The following is a 17,543-nucleotide window of genomic DNA, read 5'->3' as shown; positions in this document are numbered from 1 at the left end:
CGCCATCCACCGGCTCCGATGCCGGGTTTCAGCCGGCCAGGCAGGCGGCGAAGCCCTGGTTCAGCGCCGCCCGATCCAGGTCGCGGCCGATGAACACGATCTTGCTCGAGCGCGGCTCGCTGCCCCACGCGGTCGAGGCGCGGAACTCCACCAGGCTGTGCACGCCTTGCAGCACGTAGCGCTGGTCTTCGTTGGCCACCGCCAGCACGCCTTTCATGCGGTACAGATTGTCGGCCTGAGCGCTGCGCAACTCGCTGATCCAGCGGTGGAACGCCATCAGGTTGACGGCGCCGTCCACGGCAATGCCCACCGAGGACACGCTCGGGTCGTGCTCGTGATCGGGCTCTTCAGCGTGATGGTCATGGTCGTGGTGATCGTGATCGTGCTGATCCGCGCCGATTTCCATCAGCTTCTGCGTGCATTCGAAGGCGCCGATGCCGAGGATTTTCGACAGGTCGATCTGCGCATGGGTCGAGGTCACCAGATCCGCCGTGGCGTTCAATCCACGAATCTTGCCGCGCAGGGTTTCCACCTCTTCAGGACTGACCAGATCGACCTTGTTGATGACGATGCGATCGGCGCAGACGATCTGGTCCACGGCCTGATTGTCGACGCCGTCCAGTTGCAGGTCTTCCAGGTGTTGGGCGATGTGCTTGGCATCGACCATGGTCACGATGGCGTCGAGTTCGACTTCCTCGGCAATCGGGTCGTTGATGAAAAAGCTCTGGGCCACCGGGTACGGGTCGGCCAGGCCGCTGGTCTCGATCAGAATGTGGTCGAGCCGCACCGGACGCGCCACCAGTTCGCGGACGATGCGCACCAGATCCTCGCGGACTTCGGCGGTGCAGCAGACGCAGCCATTGACCATTTCGTAGATTTCTTCGGTCTCGGAGCTGAGCACCAGATCGCCGTCGATGCCGACTTCGCCGAACTCGTTTTCGATCACCGCGATCTTGCGGCCGTGGTTCTCCTTGAGGATGTAGTTGAGCAGGGTAGTTTTGCCGGCACCGAGGAACCCGGTGAGGATGGTGACCGGGATTTTGGTGTTCGGGGTCGGGGCGTTGAAGGGGGTGTTCATGTGAGGCTCCTTGGTATTGATAGACCGGTGCACGATGAAGGGGAGTGAGGCTGGATTTGGCCGGTGGCCTGGGTTTCACCCCAGCGCAGCGCGGTGCCGGCATCGAGGTCGAACAGGTCGAGGACACGGCCGAGGCTGTGGTCGACCATTTGCGCCAGGCTGTCGGGGCGGGCGTAGAAGGCCGGCACCGGCGGGGCGATGATCCCGCCCATCTCGGTGACGGCGGTCATGTTGCGCAGGTGGGCGAGGGTCAGCGGTGTTTCGCGGGCCATCAGCACCAGGGTTCGGCGTTCCTTGAGGGTGACGTCGGCGGCGCGGCCGATCAGTCCCGATGAGGTGCCGGTAGCGATCTCCGCCAGCGTCCTCATCGAACACGGCGCAACCACCATGCCCAGGCAACGGAACGAACCGCTGGCGATCCCGGCGGCCACGTCATCGGCGCGGTGGTAGTTGCTGGCGAGGGCGGTGACGTCGGCCAGTTTGTAGTCGGTTTCGTGGGCCATGGTCAGCAGCGCGGCGCGGCTGATGATCAGGTGGCTTTCGATGTTCAGCCCGGCCAGCAACTCCAGCAGGCGCACGCCGTAGATGAACCCGGACGCGCCGCTGATGCCGACCACCATCCGCTGGCGGTTCACGATGGCAGACCGTCGAGCAGTTGCCGGGCGCGCTCGAGCACGTCCTGATCGAGCTGCGCCTTGATTCCGTCGAACCCCGAGCCGCGTGTGGCATCGAGGCCCATGCGCGAGGTGGTGCCATTGACCGAGGACGACGGGTCCAGCGGACTGCCGGGCAAACCATCGATGGTGAAGATATCCAGGTGCGGCTGGAAATGCGTGGCCAGTGCCCACAGCACCTGGCTGTCGTCGGTGAGGTCGATGTCGCTGTCCACCGCGATCACGGTTTTCAGGTACGGATCCCAGCCGAGCAGGGCCAACATGATCTGCCGGGCCTCGCCGTCGCGGCTCTGATCCAGTGCCACGTAGCAATGAAAGTGCGTGCCGGAATTCGGGTAATGCACGGCGGTGACGGCGGGGAAACGCGCCTTGAGCTTCTCGCTCATTTCCGCTTCGCGGGGCAGCCGCGCCAGGGTCAGGTGTTCGGCGTAACGTCCGCCCATCACGTCCACCAGCCAGGCGTCCTTGCGTCGTAACAGGGTGTCGACGCGCAGCACGTTGTTGGTCGAGCGATCCGAGGAGTAACCGCTGAATTCGCCGAAGGGACCTTCTTCGGCATAGGCCGCCGGGTCTATGGCGCCTTCGAGCACGAACTCGGCGTAAGCCGGAACGCCGATGCCATAGCGCGGGGTCTTGACCAGTTCCAGCGGCGCACCGAACAGCCCGCCGGCCACCGCGCGTTCGTCGCTACCGTAAGGCAAGCGAGCCGCCGCGGCGAGCATGAACAACGGGTGCGCGCCGACCACCATGGCCACGCGCAGTTCTTCGCCGCGTTCGCGGGCGGTCTGCAACATCCGCCACAGGTGCCCGCGTGAATGCAGGCTGGTGGCTAACGCCTGACGGGCGTGGCGCATCGAGCGGTGGTAGCTCATGTTGGCGATGCCGGTCTGCGGGTCCTCGGCGATGATGATCGCGTTGGTGATGTACGGGCCGCGATCACTGTCGAAATGCTTGAGCATCGGCAGCAGCGCGAGGTCCAGCGCTTCACCCTCGAACACCTCGTCGAGCACCGGGCCGGTTTCGACATAGCGTGGCGCGATCGGTTGGTTGGCGCGGGTCTGGAAGGTTTCGTGCAACTGCGTGGCGCTGACACCGAACAACCGGGCGATACGCCGGCGGGAGGCGAACAGATTGGTCGCCACCGGCACGCCGAGGTTGCCGACGTGTTCGCAGATCAGCAGCGGATCGCGGCCCTGAGTGGCGAGGGCATCGACCAGGGCGGTGACGTCCTGGTCGGCAGAAAGGGGTTGGGTGATGGTCAGCACATCGTCCGGGTACTGGCGGCGATAGGCGTCGATGAATACGTGAAAATCCTGAGAGTCGCCGAGCGTCGAACGGGTCATGGTTTCACCTCGTAAAAAGCAGGCGCGCAGGGGTGAGGGTGGCGTTCGATCGACAAGCCGTTGGCCTGCCGGTCGAGCGAACGCCGGATCATCTTCGCGCCTGTAAAGTCGCTGTGTACGGGTTTAGAGGTAGGTCGTGGTCAGACGAATGTCCGCCTCGGCCAGATCCTTGGGTGGCGGGGTCGGTTCGATCCCGCACAACCGGGCGATGTTGTTGCCCAGGTAATCCTCAAGGTGATCCTCGTCGATCCCCAGGCCCTGGGGTGCCGGCGAGCACAACACCTCGAGCTCGCGCAGCCACATGCCCGGTTCGTTCGGCGGCGAGTCGGTGCCGAACACGATCTTGTTGCGCGGCAGCTCCTTGGCGAATTCGACGATCCGCGACTGGAAGCACCAGCCGGATTCGCAGTACACGTTCGGCGTGTCCATCGCCATCCAGAACGCCTCGAACGAGTAGTTGCCGCCGGTCTGGATGCCGAAGTGGCCGATGATGAAATTGACCATCGGGAACTCGCGGATGATCGGGTAGAACATCGTCGGAATGGTGTACGGGCCGTCACCGGTGTGGATCAGCACCACGATGTTGTACTTGGCGCAGACTTTCATCGCCGGGCGCAGCCAGTCGAGTGCGCGGTCCGGGCGATAGCCGTGCATGTTGGCGTGCAGCTTGAGCATCTTGAAGCCGTATTCCTTGATGTGGAATTCCAGCTCTGCCGCGCCGTTTTCCGGTCCCCAGCGCGGGTTGAAGTTGAAGTTGCCGATGAAGCGGTCCGGGTACTTCACGCACAGTTCGGCGACGTAGGACATGTAGTCACGCACGCCCTCGCGGCCACGGCGGTTGCCGTCGCGATAACCGGTGTTGCCCGGTGGCGGCTGGATGAAACCCATGTCGATCCGGCGTGGTTTGCCGTTGATCATGTACGGGCCGTCCATCAACTTGAGCATGCGCTCGCCGGTGAACGGTTCGCCGGTGTGGCGCCAGGCCTCGTCGACCAGGTTGGTGGGATGCAGATGGGTGTCGATGATCATCGGTTCAGCTCCTGGCCAGTTGAGTGGTGACGGGGCGCTTGAGTTGCGCCTCTGCTTCGGAAACGGAACGCGGCGGCGGGGATGGCTGAAGGCCGATCATCCGTGCGGTGTTGTTGCCCAGGTAGTCTTCGAGGGTGTCCTCGTCGAGGTTCAGGCCCTGCGGCGGCTCGTGGCACAGCACTTCGAGCAGGCGCAGCCACATGCCCGGCTCGTTCGGCGGGGTGTCGGTGCCGAACAGGATCTTGTGGGTCGGCAGCACCTTGGCGAACTCGACGATCCGCGATTGCAGGCACCAGCCGGACTCGCAATAGACGTTGGGCAGCTCCATCGCCCATTGCATCGGTTCGAACACGTAGACGCCGCCGGTCTGCACGCCGAAGTGGGCCATGATGAAGTCGACGTTGGGGAATTCCTTGATCATCGGCACCCATTCCGACGGGATGCTGTAGGGCCCGTCGCCGGTGTGCAGCTTGACCGGAATGCCCAGTTCGGCGCATTTCTCGAAGGCCGGGCGCACCCAGTCCAGCGCACGGTCGGGACGGTAGGCGTGCATGTTGGCCTGCATCTGCACCATCTTGAAACCGTGTTCCTTGACGTAGCGCTCGATCGCCTCGACGCCGTTCTCCACGCCGCAGCGCGGGTTGTAGACGAAGCAGCCGATGAAACGGTCCGGGTAGGTCTGGACCATTTTCAGGGTGTAGGCCATGTAGGCGTCGATGGATTCGCGGCCCGACAATTCGCCGTCGGTCCAGGTGTAAATGGTGTTGCCCTGCGGTGGCTGGATGAAGGCTTTGTCGATGCGGCGAGGCTTGCCGTTGACCATGTACGGGCCATCCATCATCTCCAGCAGACGCTCGCCGGTGAACGGGTCACCGTCATGCCTCCAGGCGAGGTCCACCAGATCGGTGGGATAGCAGCTGATATCGATGATCATTGAAGTCGATCTCCTGATAGCGGGGAAGGGAGCCTTGCGGCTCACAGCATCCACGTCCCGGGCAATCGGCCGTTTCTATGCGCAGCACTCGCGCATTCCCTCGCCTGTTCGCATCCGGCCCGGGTGGGTGGTTGCTTGAGGCGAGTATTGGAAGGCGGGGGAGGGTTCGTACAATATTAATTGGGTGGGGTGGTGATATGTGTTCGATATGGACTCAGGATCAAAAGCCTTGCCCTCACCCCAGCCCTCTCCCGGAGGGAGAGGGGGCCTACGGGGGTGTCTTGCGCTTTACATCGACCTGAAAAAACGAGTCGATTATGGATTCACAGCTGAGCTTTCACGTCGGCGTAATTCGTCAATATTCCCCATTCGGTCCCCTCTACCTCTGGGAGAGGGCTAGGGTGAGGGCGGCATTCTCAAGCGTACCCAAAACCAACTCCCGAACCGCATCAACCACCGGCGCCACCCGCTCAGCCTGCCCCTGCGGCCACACCGCATACAGGTTGTAATGCGCCGCAATCTGCGCCTCGTTCAACGCCACCAGCCGCCCGCTGCGCAACGCATCGGCGGCCAGCAATCCACGCACCAGCCCGGCGCCAACGCCAGCCTCGGCCGCCGCAATCAGATTCGCCGCATTATCAAAAACCACCCGCGCCGGCGGTTCCGTCGGTGTCATCCCGGCCGCATCCAGCCACGGAATCCACGACCTGCGCGTATACCCCAGCAGCGGCAATTCAAGAATCTGCGCCGGGCTCAGCGGCACCTGCAAACCATGCCGCTCCAGCAACGCCGGAGACGCCACCGCCAGCACCCGATCCCCACAAATCTGGGTCATCTCGCAATCGTCCCAATCGCCGTAGCCATAGCGCAGCGACAGGTCCACCCGTTCGAACGTGCTGCGATCACTGCGCGGCATCGACAGGATCGTCACTTCGTAATCCGGCAAACCGTCGAGTAATTGCGGCAGGCGCGGATTGAGCCAGCTCTGGGCCAGTTCGCTGTCGACGTCGAGAGTCAGACGCTGGGCCACGCTGCGGTTTTTCACCGAAGACAACGCCCTGTCAATCTGCGCCAGCCCATCCGACAGCACGCTGGCAAACAACTGCCCGGCGTCGGTCAGGTTGCTGCCACCGCCTTCGCGCACGAACAGCGGCTGGCCGATGAATTCTTCCAGGGCGCGGATCTGCTGGCTGATCGCGCTGTGGGTCAGGTCGAGCTTGCGCGCGGCGCTGGAAAAACTGCCGCTGCGCGCCGCGTGGATGAACGCGCTCATGGACTGCACCGACGGGTATCGCTTGTACATGTTGTTAGTCCTGCTTACACCGGTTGGCAGAAATCGTCGCTGGCCGCGTGTTGCCCGGGCTTCCAATAATCGATGACCAGGCCCGCACAAAGACGGGCCGCTCTTTTGAGCCTGACAATGATTGCATTCACGGTTAACGGCGAACGACGCGAGCTGGATGAAGCGTCCCCCTCCATGCCCTTGTTATGGGTGTTGCGTGATCAGTTGAAACTCACCGGCACCAAATTCGGCTGCGGCATGGGCCTGTGCGGTGCCTGCACCGTGCACCTGAACGGGGTCGCAGTGCGTTCCTGCCAGTTGCCGCTGGCCGCCGTCGCGGGCCACAGCATCACCACCATCGAGGGCCTGTCGCCCAACGAAAGCCATCCGCTGCAACTGGCCTGGGTCGCCGAAGATGTGCCGCAATGCGGCTATTGTCAATCCGGGCAGATCATGTCCGCCGCCGCGCTGCTCAACACCGGCGCGCCGGTCAACGACGACTCGATCCGCAACGCCATGTCCGGGAATATCTGCCGTTGCGGCACTTACGGGCGCATCAACAAAGCGATCAAACGCGCGGCGAATGCGCCGAAGGAGGCGTGATGAGCCTCGTCGAAAATGCCGGTTTCGAACGGTCGCGTCGGGTGTTTCTAAAGCAGACGGTGACGGTGGCGTCCGGCCTGGCAATTGCGCTGTACCTGCCATCCGGTGCTGCCGCGACTGAGCCGAAAACCTCGGCTACCGAATTCGAACCCAACGCCTGGGTGCGGGTGCTGCCCGACGGCACGGTGAAACTGGTAGTGCACAAGCACGATTCCGGCACCGGAACCCAGACCGCGCTGGCTGCGTGCGTGGCCGAGGAACTGGATGTGAACCCGATGACCGTGCAGGTCATCACCCCGGAAGATCCGTTCTTCGAAACCTACATTCATCCGGTCTGGAAAGTCTTCTCCACCGGCGGCAGCACCAGTGTGTCGCTGGAATACGATCGCTTGCGCATGGCCGGCGCTACGGCTCGGGCACTGCTGATCGGTGCGGCGGCGCAGCAGTGGAAAGTCAGCCCCGAGAGCTGCTCCACCGAAGAAGGCCGGGTCGTGCATGCGCCGAGCAAACGCAGCCTCGGCTACGGCGAACTGGCCGGCGCGGCGGCGCAACTGCCGGCACCGGCCAACGTCACGCTGAAGGATCCGTCGCAGTTCAAATACATCGGCAAATTGCGTCATAAACGCGATGCGGCGGCCAAGGTCTGCGGGCGCTTCAAGTACAGCATCGACGTGCAGTTGCCGGGGATGCTGGTGGCGGTGATTCAGCGTGCGCCGGTGGTGGGCGCCAAGGTTGTCGCGGTGGATTCGGCGGCCGCGTTGCAGGTGCCGGGTGTGCGCAAGGTGATCGCGATTCCGGGCCGACCGGACGTGCTCGGCGGCAACCTCGAAGGCGTCGCGGTGCTGGCCGAAACCTTCTGGGCGGCGCAGCAGGGACGCAAACTACTGGAGATCAAATGGAGCGATTCCCCGCTGGCCGGTTTCGACAGCGCCGAGCTGCCCAAGGCACAGGTCGCAGCGATCAGCGATCCGGCAACGCAAACCGTCAAAGCCATGGCCCAGGGCGATGTCGCCGGACAATGGCCGGGTGCGGCGAAGCTGCTCGAAGCCGATTACACGATGCCCTACAAGGTGCAAAACCCGTTGGAGCCGATCTGCATTACCGCGCAGGTCAAGGACGATGCGATCATCTATTGGGGCGGCGTGCAGGTGCCGTCGTCGGCGCTGGAAGCGGCGCAGACCGTGTGCGGCATCGCCAAGGACAAAGTCACCATCCATGAGCTTGTCTCCGGCGGCAGCTTCGGTGCGCGGGAAGCCAAATACTGGTTGTTTGAAGTCGCGTATCTGGCGCAGAAAACCGGTGTGCCGGTGAAACTGCTCAACAGCCGCGAAGACGAAATGCACGCGCTGTTCAATCACCCGGCGACCTTGCACCGGGCAAAAGGCGCGCTGGATGCCCAGGGCAAACTCACCGCGCTGCAACTGCATGCGGTATCGCCGGCCTCGCCGGAACAGTGGGAGCCGGGCTATTTCGAGCGCCCGGATCACATGGATTACAGCACCACCGAAGCGATCACCGCGTGGGACTTCGCCTACCGTCCGCCGCACCTCGAACTGAACTGGGTCAAACACGAAAGCAACGTGCCCAGCGGCTGGTATCGCTCAGTGAGCTTCATTCCCAACGTGTTTGCCGTGGAAAGCTTCATGGATGAACTGGCCCATGCGGCCGGTAAAGATCCGCTGGCGTTCCGGCTGGCCAACATGCAGGAGCGGCCACGGCATGTCGCCGTGCTGAAGCAGGCAGCCGAACGCGCTGGTTGGGGCCAGAAACTGCCGCCGGATACAGCGCTGGGGATTGCCACCAATCAGGGTTACACCAGTTTCATCGCCGTGGTGGCGCGGGTTGCAAAAGTCGATGGCAAGGCGCGGGTCGAGAAGCTGACCTGTGTGGTCGACTGTGGTCTGGCAGTGTCGCCGGGCGGTGTCGAAGAGCAGATTTATGGTGGACTGATGTGGGGCTTGGGCCATGCGCTGTTCGACCGTCTCGACATTCAGCAGGGCAGGGTGGTGCAGAGCAATTTTCACGACTATCGCGTCACGCGCATGTCCGACATGCCGCCCGTGGACATCCTGGTGCTCGATGGCCAACCGGACAAACCGGGCGGTGTCGGAGAGCTGGGCAGCCCGTCGGTGGTTCCGGCGATTGCCAATGCGCTGTTCAGCCTGACCGGGGTGCGTCAGCGTTCCACACCACTGAATCTAGGGTAAGCCGCCATGGACCTGCGTTTGCTGCGGTACTTCATGGCCCTGGCCGATGAGCTGCACTTCGGCCGCGCCGCCGAACGGCTGCACATCTGCCAGCCGCCGCTGAGCCAGCAGATCCGTTTGCTGGAGGAGGAGCTCGGCACGCCGCTGTTCGAGCGCAGCCATCATCGGGTCGAACTGACAGCGGCGGGGCAGATGCTCAAGGAGCAGGCGCCGCTGGTGTTCGAACAACTCGAGCGGGCGCTGGACCTGACTCGCCAGACCGGGCGCGGGCAACTGGGCGAGCTGGAAATCGGCATGATCAGTTCGGTGATGGTCGGCGTGCTGCCCAAGGCGCTGCACCTGTTTCGCGAGCGCTACCCGCAGGTGACCTGGCGCCTGCATGAGATGACCCCGGCGGCCCAGGTCAAGGCGTTGAAGGAAAAACGCATCGACGCCTGCGTGTTCCGCGTCGGTTATGACGATCCGCAATTGCGCAATGAATTGCTGATCCATGAGCCGATCCATGTGGTGATGCCAGCGGATCATCCGTTGGCCCGGCGCGAAGTGCTGGCGCCCGCCGACCTGGCGCAGGAACCGTTCGTGGCGCTGGAATTGAAGCAGTCGCGCTTCGCCAATTTTCTCTATCAGTGCTGCATTCAGGCCGGGTTCACACCGCAGATCCGCCAGCAGGTGATCGAGGTGCAGACCTTGCTCAGTCTGGTACGCGCCGGGTTCGGCGTGGCGCTGTTACCGGCCTCCATCGAGCAACTGGCTCCCGCCGGGCTGGTGTTCCGGCGCCTGACCCCGGCGCTGCCGCAAGTGCCGCTGTACGCGACCTATCGGGCGGACGATGCCTCGCCGGTGCTCAAGCTGTTTCTCGATACGCTGCGGGAACTGATCGATCACACAGCGCGCTGACCAAGGGCAAAATTGCCCGGCACGATCGCGACGGCCAGCGGTCGTAATCTTCACATGCGTGTACTTGTGGAGAGCCAATGAGCCGGGACGTCCTGACCACCGAAACCAATCGCCGTCAGTTGCAGCAGATCATCGCCGGTCTGTCCGACGGAGTGATTCTGCTGGAACTCGACCAGACCATCCTCTGGGCCAACGAAGCCGCGCTGGCGATGCATGGCGTCAGTCGCATCGGCGAGTTGGGCAACAATGCCGCAGAGTATGCCGAGCGCTTCAACCTGCGCTATCGCAACAACCACACGCTGACGCCGGAGCAGTATCCGATCAGTCGCGTGGCGTCGGGGGAAACCTTCAGCGATGTGCTGGTGGAAGTCACCCCGCGCAGCGATGAAGAACGCACCTGGGTGCACAGCGTGCGCAGCATGGTGCTGACCGATCGTGACGGCGAGACCGAATCGCTGGTGCTGATCATGAGCGACGTCACCGATTGGGCCAACGCCGAGCAACGTTTCGAAAAGACCTTCAATGCCAACCCGGCGCCGGCGGTGATCTGCCGCCTCAGCGATCTGCGTTACATCAAGGTCAATCCGGGATTCCTGGAGATGACCGGCTACACCCGCGATCAAGTGATCGGCGCCTCGACCTATGAGCTGGACATTCTCGAACAGGCCGAGCGCAAGGAGCTGGCGATCCAGCGTCTGCGCGATGTCGCGACCATTCCGCAGATGCAGGCTGAATTGCGCCTGCCGGACGGTGGCAGCAAGCAGGTGATCGTCGCCGGCCAGCCGCTGGTGCTCAACGACGAGGACTGCATGCTGTTTTCGTTCGTCGACATGGAGCTGCGGCACAAGGCCGAAGTTGCCCTGCGCCAAAGTGAAGAGCGCTTCGCCAAGGCCTTTCGCCTGACGCCGGTGCCGATCCTGATCTGCAGCGCCGACGAGCAGCGGCTGATCGACGTCAATCAGGCCTTTCTCGATACGCTGGCTTACGAGAGCGACGACGTGCTCGGCAAGACCGTCGCGCAACTGGACTTCATCGATGAACCGGCGGAACGCGCCCGGTTGCTGGCGGCGCTGGAGAAGACCGGTCGGGTTGACCGTGTCGATATGCGGATCCGCAAGAAAGACGCCGAGTTGCTGGAGTGCGCGGTGTCCGCCGATACCGTGAACATCCAGGACACGGTGTGTTATCTGCTGGTGCTGATGGACATCACCGAACGCAAGCGCACCGAGCTTGAACTGGTGGCGGCGATTGAAGAGGTGATGAAGGATGCTTCGTGGTTCAGCCGTACGCTGATCGAGAAATTGGCGAATGTGAAGAAGGTCAATTCGCCGCAACTGCCCAGCGTTTCGTTTACCGATCTCACAGCCCGCGAGCGCGATGTGCTGGGGCTGATCTGTGAGGGGTTGGCGGACAAGGAGATTGCTGCGCGGTTGAAGCTGGCGCCGAACACTGTGCGCAACCATGTGGCGACGGTGTATTCCAAGCTCGATGTGCACAGTCGCAGCGAGGCGATTGTCTGGGCTCGCGAGCGTGGGTTGTTTTCGGGCAGCAGCCGGGGGCAGCGGTAAGGTGCAAATGCACTAGTTCATGGGGTGCAAATTCGGGTGTTTGATCGGGCAGGGTGTTTTTAGTCTGGTGAGGTGCGGTGCGGTTTTCTCCCGTGATCGCGTCCCTTTTGAACCTGCTAATGGATCAGCCCCTATGAATGTGTTGTTTGTTGTCGAGTCTCGTAGTGCGGAGCTGGCGCGATGATTTATCTGGCGCAGTTGCGGGCGCAGCTTGAGCGCAGTTTTTCGCCGTTGGCTTGTGAGTGTGTGGTGGATGGGGATCATTCGCTTACGGTGAAGTTGTATGAGCCGGTTTCGGGGCGGGTGGATCTGGTGATCAGTGGGTTGAGTCTGGGTGCCTTGCGTACGCCGGAAGCGGTGGATGCCTTGATTGATGAATTGCGGTATGAGCTTGAGAGTAATTCTTTGCGGTCGCCTGGGTGAATATCCGTTTCTTCGGGTGCTGCGGCTGGCGGTTCCGCTTTTACAGCGGGTCACTTTTGACAAACGCCTCAAAAGTAACCAAAAAGTCTTTACCCTGACGTTCGGCCCTCGCTGTGGCTCGGGTTCCTTCGCTCCGGGATTGATCCGGGGGCATCGCCTACGGTTTGCTTCGCTGCACCTCCTCTCGATGTGTTTGGCTTCGCCAAACGGTCGCTGCGCTCCCACCCCCGGATCAATCCCTCCACTCAGCCTGCCGACGGGCCCTGCGATCAAAAGCGGTACTCGAGCTAACGCTCATCGTATTGAGTGGTGAAGAGCAAAAGCAGGCTTTTTAACAATCCGAGTTCAACTCGATATTGCACGTCGGCGTATCTCCCACAAACACCTCGGTCAGTTCCCTCTCCCTCCGGGAGAGGGCTAGGGTGAGGGCTGGCTCTTGAGATTGTTCAAAGTTCGATCGAAACGCACGGTCCATTTCACAAACTCACCTCAAAATCGACAGCCATTTCCCCCCAATCCCACCATTCCACTGGCACTCACCCCCCACTGGTCTATAAGGAATGAGTGGTTCGGTTTCCATAACCGGGTATTTGCACGCTCGGCGACGGGAGTTTTTCTTCCATTTATCGCGGGTCATCCTATGAACAATCCTGGGAAACGCGTGTGTTTTTCGTTGTTGTCGGCTTTCGGTCTGGTGCTGCTCAGTGGCTGTGCCAGTCCTCCACCCCCTCCGCCGGCAGCGCCGCCACCGCCACCTGAACGCACCTGTCAGGTGATGGAAAATACCGAAGTCGCCGGTGACATGTATGCCGACGGGCAGGTAACCCGACACATCACCAAGACGCGTTGCGTCACTCAATAACGCACGCGCCGTCGAAGGCGCGGGTCGAGTGGATTGTGCTGGTGGCCGATCTGGTCGGCACCGCTGTGTTTGCCGTTGAAGGCGCCATTGCGGCGATGCACGCTCAACTCGATCTGTTGGGCGTGATGGTGATTGCCTTCATCGTTGCGCTCGGCGGCGGGGTGACCCGTGATCTGTTGATCGGCGCTACGCCGCCCAAGGCTGTGGCTGACTGGCGCTATCCGGCGCTGGCCTTTGCCATGGGCGGGGTGGCGTTTGTTTTTCATGAGCAGGTGCTGGGCTGGTCCGGTTCGACCCTGATCGTGCTGGACGCGGCGGGGTTGGCGCTGTTTGCCGTGGCCGGGGCGCAGAAGGCGTTGAATTTCGGCATTTCGCCGTTTGTGTCCATGCTGATGGGCACGATTACCGGCGTCGGTGGCGGGGTGCTGCGGGACATTGTGCTGGCGCGGGTGCCGGTGGTGTTGCAGGCGGATCTGTATGCCAGTTCGGCGTTTGTCGGCGCGGCGGTGTTGATCGTCGGGCGCAGGCTGGGCGTTTCGCCGGTGGCGGCTGCGTTGCTGGCGGGTGCGGCGTGTCTGTTGTTGCGCTTGTTGTCGGTGCATTTCGGCTGGCAATTGCCGAAGGTTCTGGAAGCATGAAAAAGGCAGCCCTTGGGCTGCCTTTTCGTTTGCATCGGAAGTGGATCAGGACAGGAAACCGCCGTCCACGTTCAGCGATACGCCGGTGGTGTAGCTCGAGGCATCGCTCGCCAGGTACAGCACGGCGCCGGCCATTTCGCTCGGGTCGGCCACGCGCTTGAGCGGGATCTGCGTCAGCGCCTGTTTCAAAATCGCGTCGTTCTTCACCAGGGCCGAGGCGAACTTGGTGTCGGTCAGGCCCGGCAGCAGGGCATTGCAGCGGATGCCGAACTGCGCGCATTCCTTGGCGAAGACTTTGGTCATGTTGATCACGGCGGCCTTGGTCACCGAGTAGATGCCCTGGAAGATCCCCGGCGAGATGCCGTTGATCGACGCCACGTTGATGATGCTGCCGCCGCCGTTTTCGCGCATCAGCTTGCCGGCTTCCACCGACATGAAGAAGTAGCCGCGGATGTTCACGTCGACGGTTTTCTGGAAGGCGCCGAGGTCGGTGTCCAGCACGTTGCAGAACTGCGGGTTGGTCGCGGCGTTGTTGACCAGGATGTCCAGACGGCCGAACTGTTCCTTGATCCCGGCGAAGACCTGGCTGATCTGTTCCATTTCGCCGATGTGGCAGGCGACGGCGGTGGCCTTGCCGCCGGCGGCGATGATGGCGTCGGCCACGTGTTGACAGCCTTCGAGTTTGCGGCTCGAAACGATGACGTGGGCGCCTTGCTGGGCCAGCAGTTTGGCGATGGCTTCACCGATGCCACGGCTGGCGCCGGAGACGAAAGCGATCTTGCCGTCGAGGTCGAACAACTGAGTCTTGGACATGGGATTCCCTTGTAGTGAGCCTTGTTATAACGCCGTCATCAGAGGCTGGATTTGGCAATGACCTGCAGGCTCATCTGCTCCAGCAGTTTGTTCATGTGAATGAACTGCGCGAAGCGTTTGTCCTGGGTCTGGCCATGGAAGAAGCGGTAGTAGATCTGCTGCACGATGCCGGCCAGGCGGAACAGGCCGTAGGTGTAGTAGAAGTCGAAATTGTCGATCTGGAGGCCCGAGCGCTCGGCGTAGTAGTCGACGAATTCGCGACGGGTCAGCATGCCTGGGGCGTGGCTCGGCTGGCGGCGCATCAGTTGCACCGGGGCCGGGTCGTCGGCCTGGATCCAGTAGGCGAGGGTGTTGCCCAGGTCCATCAATGGATCGCCGAGGGTGGTCAGTTCCCAGTCGAGCACGCCGATGATCTGCATCGGGTTGTTCGGGTCGAGGATGACGTTGTCGAAGCGGTAGTCGTTGTGCACGATGCTGGAGGTCGGGTGATCGGCCGGCATCTTGTCGTTGAGCCAGGCTTTGACCTTTTCCCAGTGCGGTGCGTCCGGGGTCAGGGCTTTTTCGTAGCGTTCGCTCCAGCCTTTGATCTGGCGGGCGACGTAACCTTCAGGCTTGCCCAGATCACCGAGGCCGCAGGCGTTGTAATCGACCCGGTGCAGCTCGACGAAACGGTCGATGAAGCTCTTGCACAGGGCTTCGGTTTTCGCTGCATCCAGGCCCAGTTCCGGCGGCAGGTCCGAGCGCAGGATGATCCCCTTGACCCGTTCCATCACATAGAACTCGGCGCCGATCACCGAATCGTCGGTGCAATGCACGTAGGCTTTCGGGCAGTACGGGAAGCCGTCGCGCAACTGGTTGAGGATGCGGAATTCGCGGCCCATGTCGTGGGCGGACTTGGCTTTGTGGCCGAACGGCGGACGGCGCAGGACGAATTCCTGGTCCGGGTATTCCAGCAAATAGGTCAGGTTCGACGCGCCGCCGGGAAACTGGCTGATCTGCGGCGTGCCGGTCAGGCCCGGAATGTGCGCCTTGAGGTACGGATCGATCAGGCTGGCATCGAGTTCTTCGCCAGAGCGGATACGGGTGGACTGGTCAGTAAGCGCCATGCTTATCCCTTCTGCTTATTTTGGAGGCCAGACATCATTGGCTAATCTAATGGCGCGCTCGGGCGGTCACAAGCGCGGTTCGGTCTTATAGGTTAGCGTGTTGGACGATAATCACCTTTGAGAATGTGCGCGGCGGGATGCCGTTGAGCGCTGCCAACAGCATGCTGATGCGCAACCGGGCAGCGATCATCGAGACAGGGATTCGATCCGACAGGACTTGGGAATAAGGCCGCTGAGCACGTTGTTTTCGGCAAACAACGAGTTGCGGCGCTCGTGGGCGTTGCTCGGCGTGCTTTAGTGCACGCGCTGGTTATTCTGTTTCGGCGGCAGGGCCAGGGGGGTCAGCACCGGCTCCCCGGTAAAGAACGCCACGAGGTTTTTCCCCACCAGTTCCACCGTGCCCTGGGTAGCTTCCGGTGAGAGGCCGGCCACGTGTGGCGTGAGAATCACATTGCTCAGGGTTTTCAGCGCATCCGGCACCCGGGGTTCGTGATCGAATACATCCAGTGCAGCACCGGCGATTCGTCGTTGTTCAAGGGCGCTGATCAGGTCGGCGGTGTTGATCACACTGGCGCGGGCGATGTTGACGATGAAGCCTTTTGGTCCCAGGGCATCGAGCACGGGGCGGGTCACCAGATGCTGACTGCCGATGCCGCCGGGTGTGGCGACCACGAGAAAATCCGAGGCCCGCGCCAGTTCGGTCGGGGTCGAGCAGAAGGTGTAGGGCACGTCGTTGCGCACCTGGCGGTTGTGGTAGCTGATTTCCATGTCGAAGCCCAGGTTCGCCCGTTTGGCGATGGCCATGCCCACTGCGCCGAGGCCGAGAATCCCCAGCCGCTTGCCCGCCAGGGACGGGCGCATGATCTTCGGCCATTCGCCACGGCGTACCGCCGCATCGCAGCGCGGAATATCGCGCACCAGTGCCAGCAGTAATGCCATGGCATGGTCGGCCACCGACGAGGCGTTGACGCCGGCGCCATTGGTTACGGTCAGGCCCCGGTTGCTGGCGGCTTGCAGGTCCACCTGTTCGTAGCCGGCGCCGATCACGCAGATGATTTTCAGCGCGGGCAATGCGGCGATTTCTTCGGCGTACAGCCCCAGCGGACCACGGGTCAGCACTGCGTCGATGCGGGCGCCGTGAGTGGCAATGGCCTGGGCGCGTTCGGCGGGCGTCGGGGCAAGAATCAGGTGAAAGCCCTGTCGTTCAAGAATGGGCAGGTAGTCATTGATGGTTTCAACCAGTACCAGAACGGTGGCGGGCATTGCTCGGCTCCTGTGATCGTCGGCGTGTCGGTCGCGAAAGTCGTGTCAGAGTGCTGATTGCAGAGCGGTTTGGCAATGGCCGACATTGCCCCGCACCAGCCAGTGTAGGAGCTGATGCGGGGAGTGCGCGGGCGCTTCGTCAGAAGGCGATGTCGGCGGTGTTGATCAACCGCGCGAACGCCGCGCCGAGGGTTGCGTTGTGGTGCTCGATGATCGCCCGGGCCGGCAGTGCGGGGGTGTCCATGCAAGTGTGGGCATCGGCTACCAGCCATGGCTTGAAGCCCAGCTCGGCAGCGGCACGGCAGGTGCTGTCGATGCAGAACTGGGTTTTCATGCCGACGATGTACAGGTCTTCGATTTTCGCGGCGTTGAGTTGCCGGGCCAGGTCGGTGCCGTGGAAGGCGTTGGGGCGGGATTTGTCGAAGAGGGTGGCGTTTGCGCTATCCAGCTCAAGCGCTGGCAGTAGTTGCCAGAACGCACTGCCGGCGGCAATCGGTGAGCCGGCCGGGCCGGTGTGGCGAACGGCAAAAATCGGCACCTGGCGGTGGCGTGCCTGAGCGATCAAGTGCTGGATGTTGGCGAGCATGCGTTCGCCGTCGTGAGGTTTTTCCTGACCCTGGAACAGGCCGACCTGCATATCGATGATCAACAGTGCTGCGGACATGGTGTTTCTCCTTGGGTACCAAACGTGCCGCACGGACGGGAGAAACAACAAGGCCCCGTCCATTGCTGGCGGGGCCTCGGGTTTGCTGCGCTGGTTTACCTCAGGCGCAAACACCACGACCCGCCGGTGGCGGTCGTGGTGGTACGGGTGAGGTGCAGC

16 protein-coding genes are annotated in these 17,543 nt (G+C 62.4%); 6 read left to right on the top strand and 10 right to left on the bottom strand.

Annotation, left to right across the window (positions count from 1 at the left end):
• Positions 1–28: 28 nt before the first annotated feature.
• The 6 genes from R1A29_RS16700 to R1A29_RS16675 all read right to left on the bottom strand — a co-directional run bounded on the left by R1A29_RS16700 (position 29) and on the right by R1A29_RS16675 (position 6,361).
• Entirely contained in the window at positions 29–1,078 is a 1,050-nt protein-coding gene (locus R1A29_RS16700) for a CobW family GTP-binding protein (protein ID WP_432217025.1), read from the bottom strand.
• Positions 1,075–1,698 carry a UbiX family flavin prenyltransferase gene (locus R1A29_RS16695; RefSeq protein WP_438302057.1) on the bottom strand — a complete coding sequence of 208 codons (624 nt, stop codon included), beginning with the start codon at positions 1,696–1,698 and terminating at the stop codon, positions 1,075–1,077. Before R1A29_RS16695 ends, R1A29_RS16700 begins: the two co-directional genes overlap by 4 nt.
• Before the next feature lie 11 nt (positions 1,699–1,709).
• Positions 1,710–3,095: a UbiD family decarboxylase gene (locus R1A29_RS16690; protein ID WP_438298955.1), complete on the bottom strand. Its 1,386-nt coding sequence runs from the start codon at positions 3,093–3,095 to the stop codon at positions 1,710–1,712.
• 123 nt (positions 3,096–3,218) lie between these two features.
• The gene (locus R1A29_RS16685) at positions 3,219–4,124 is read right to left on the bottom strand and encodes an amidohydrolase family protein (protein ID WP_007952854.1); all 906 of its coding nucleotides are present in this window, start codon (positions 4,122–4,124) and stop codon (positions 3,219–3,221) included.
• A gap of 4 nt (positions 4,125–4,128) precedes the next feature.
• The gene (locus R1A29_RS16680) at positions 4,129–5,058 is read right to left on the bottom strand and encodes an amidohydrolase family protein (RefSeq protein WP_011334798.1); all 930 of its coding nucleotides are present in this window, start codon (positions 5,056–5,058) and stop codon (positions 4,129–4,131) included.
• Positions 5,059–5,437: 379 nt separating this feature from the next.
• Positions 5,438–6,361, bottom strand: coding sequence for a LysR substrate-binding domain-containing protein (locus tag R1A29_RS16675; RefSeq protein ID WP_438298954.1), 924 nt, complete (start codon positions 6,359–6,361; stop codon positions 5,438–5,440).
• A gap of 117 nt (positions 6,362–6,478) precedes the next feature.
• Between R1A29_RS16675 and R1A29_RS16670 the strand changes: the two genes are divergently transcribed.
• The 6 genes from R1A29_RS16670 to R1A29_RS16645 all read left to right on the top strand — a co-directional run bounded on the left by R1A29_RS16670 (position 6,479) and on the right by R1A29_RS16645 (position 13,538).
• Entirely contained in the window at positions 6,479–6,943 is a 465-nt protein-coding gene (locus R1A29_RS16670) for a (2Fe-2S)-binding protein (RefSeq protein ID WP_085711504.1), read from the top strand.
• Positions 6,943–9,150: a molybdopterin cofactor-binding domain-containing protein gene (locus R1A29_RS16665; protein WP_438298953.1), complete on the top strand. Its 2,208-nt coding sequence runs from the start codon at positions 6,943–6,945 to the stop codon at positions 9,148–9,150. The genes R1A29_RS16670 and R1A29_RS16665 overlap by 1 nt, the downstream gene beginning before the upstream one ends.
• 6 nt (positions 9,151–9,156) lie before the next feature.
• On the top strand, positions 9,157–10,047 hold the full coding sequence (locus R1A29_RS16660) for a LysR family transcriptional regulator (RefSeq protein WP_438298952.1): 891 nt from the start codon (positions 9,157–9,159) through the stop codon (positions 10,045–10,047).
• A gap of 77 nt (positions 10,048–10,124) precedes the next feature.
• The gene (locus tag R1A29_RS16655) at positions 10,125–11,615 is read left to right on the top strand and encodes a helix-turn-helix transcriptional regulator (protein WP_438298951.1); all 1,491 of its coding nucleotides are present in this window, start codon (positions 10,125–10,127) and stop codon (positions 11,613–11,615) included.
• Positions 11,616–11,795: 180 nt separating this feature from the next.
• Positions 11,796–12,038, top strand: a complete 243-nt coding sequence (locus R1A29_RS16650) for a DUF1652 domain-containing protein (RefSeq protein ID WP_085711500.1) — start codon at positions 11,796–11,798, stop codon at positions 12,036–12,038.
• Positions 12,039–12,884: 846 nt separating this feature from the next.
• Positions 12,885–13,538 (top strand): trimeric intracellular cation channel family protein, encoded by a 654-nt coding sequence (locus tag R1A29_RS16645; protein WP_248742052.1) that lies wholly within the window; start codon positions 12,885–12,887, stop codon positions 13,536–13,538.
• 45 nt (positions 13,539–13,583) lie between these two features.
• On the opposite strand, the gene R1A29_RS16640 is transcribed toward R1A29_RS16645, so the two are convergent.
• From R1A29_RS16640 to R1A29_RS16625, 4 genes are all read right to left on the bottom strand, one after another.
• Positions 13,584–14,351 (bottom strand): SDR family oxidoreductase, encoded by a 768-nt coding sequence (locus tag R1A29_RS16640; protein WP_085687598.1) that lies wholly within the window; start codon positions 14,349–14,351, stop codon positions 13,584–13,586.
• Positions 14,352–14,389: 38 nt separating this feature from the next.
• A complete protein-coding gene (locus tag R1A29_RS16635) occupies positions 14,390–15,457 on the bottom strand; it encodes a phosphotransferase family protein (RefSeq protein ID WP_438298950.1) in 1,068 nt (355 codons plus the stop codon).
• A 294-nt stretch (positions 15,458–15,751) separates the two neighbouring features.
• Positions 15,752–16,720 (bottom strand): 2-hydroxyacid dehydrogenase, encoded by a 969-nt coding sequence (locus R1A29_RS16630; protein WP_438298949.1) that lies wholly within the window; start codon positions 16,718–16,720, stop codon positions 15,752–15,754.
• 139 nt (positions 16,721–16,859) lie between these two features.
• Positions 16,860–17,384, bottom strand: a complete 525-nt coding sequence (locus tag R1A29_RS16625; RefSeq protein WP_438298948.1) for a cysteine hydrolase family protein — start codon at positions 17,382–17,384, stop codon at positions 16,860–16,862.
• Positions 17,385–17,543 lie beyond the last annotated feature (159 nt).

Origin of the sequence: Pseudomonas sp. NMS19W (assembly GCF_051554255.1) — a bacterium.
Classification (GTDB): Bacteria; Pseudomonadota; Gammaproteobacteria; order Pseudomonadales; family Pseudomonadaceae; genus Aquipseudomonas; species Aquipseudomonas kribbensis.
Note: the sequence above shows the minus strand (reverse complement) of the source record. Positions and strands in the feature narration are given on the sequence as shown.

What these genes read in the sequence shown, in the direction of transcription:
- R1A29_RS16630 (WP_438298949.1), bottom strand. Translation starts at nt 16,720, where the DNA reads ATGCCCGCCACCGTTCTGGTACTGGTTGAAACCATCAATGACTACCTG.
- R1A29_RS16690 (WP_438298955.1), bottom strand. Translation starts at nt 3,095, where the DNA reads ATGACCCGTTCGACGCTCGGCGACTCTCAGGATTTTCACGTATTCATC.
- R1A29_RS16685 (WP_007952854.1), bottom strand. Translation starts at nt 4,124, where the DNA reads ATGATCATCGACACCCATCTGCATCCCACCAACCTGGTCGACGAGGCC.
- R1A29_RS16665 (WP_438298953.1), top strand. Translation starts at nt 6,943, where the DNA reads ATGAGCCTCGTCGAAAATGCCGGTTTCGAACGGTCGCGTCGGGTGTTT.
- R1A29_RS16650 (WP_085711500.1), top strand. Translation starts at nt 11,796, where the DNA reads ATGATTTATCTGGCGCAGTTGCGGGCGCAGCTTGAGCGCAGTTTTTCG.
- R1A29_RS16635 (WP_438298950.1), bottom strand. Translation starts at nt 15,457, where the DNA reads ATGGCGCTTACTGACCAGTCCACCCGTATCCGCTCTGGCGAAGAACTC.
- R1A29_RS16675 (WP_438298954.1), bottom strand. Translation starts at nt 6,361, where the DNA reads ATGTACAAGCGATACCCGTCGGTGCAGTCCATGAGCGCGTTCATCCAC.
- R1A29_RS16670 (WP_085711504.1), top strand. Translation starts at nt 6,479, where the DNA reads ATGATTGCATTCACGGTTAACGGCGAACGACGCGAGCTGGATGAAGCG.
- R1A29_RS16700 (WP_432217025.1), bottom strand. Translation starts at nt 1,078, where the DNA reads ATGAACACCCCCTTCAACGCCCCGACCCCGAACACCAAAATCCCGGTC.
- R1A29_RS16695 (WP_438302057.1), bottom strand. Translation starts at nt 1,698, where the DNA reads ATGGTGGTCGGCATCAGCGGCGCGTCCGGGTTCATCTACGGCGTGCGC.
- R1A29_RS16625 (WP_438298948.1), bottom strand. Translation starts at nt 17,384, where the DNA reads ATGTCCGCAGCACTGTTGATCATCGATATGCAGGTCGGCCTGTTCCAG.
- R1A29_RS16660 (WP_438298952.1), top strand. Translation starts at nt 9,157, where the DNA reads ATGGACCTGCGTTTGCTGCGGTACTTCATGGCCCTGGCCGATGAGCTG.
- R1A29_RS16640 (WP_085687598.1), bottom strand. Translation starts at nt 14,351, where the DNA reads ATGTCCAAGACTCAGTTGTTCGACCTCGACGGCAAGATCGCTTTCGTC.
- R1A29_RS16680 (WP_011334798.1), bottom strand. Translation starts at nt 5,058, where the DNA reads ATGATCATCGATATCAGCTGCTATCCCACCGATCTGGTGGACCTCGCC.
- R1A29_RS16655 (WP_438298951.1), top strand. Translation starts at nt 10,125, where the DNA reads ATGAGCCGGGACGTCCTGACCACCGAAACCAATCGCCGTCAGTTGCAG.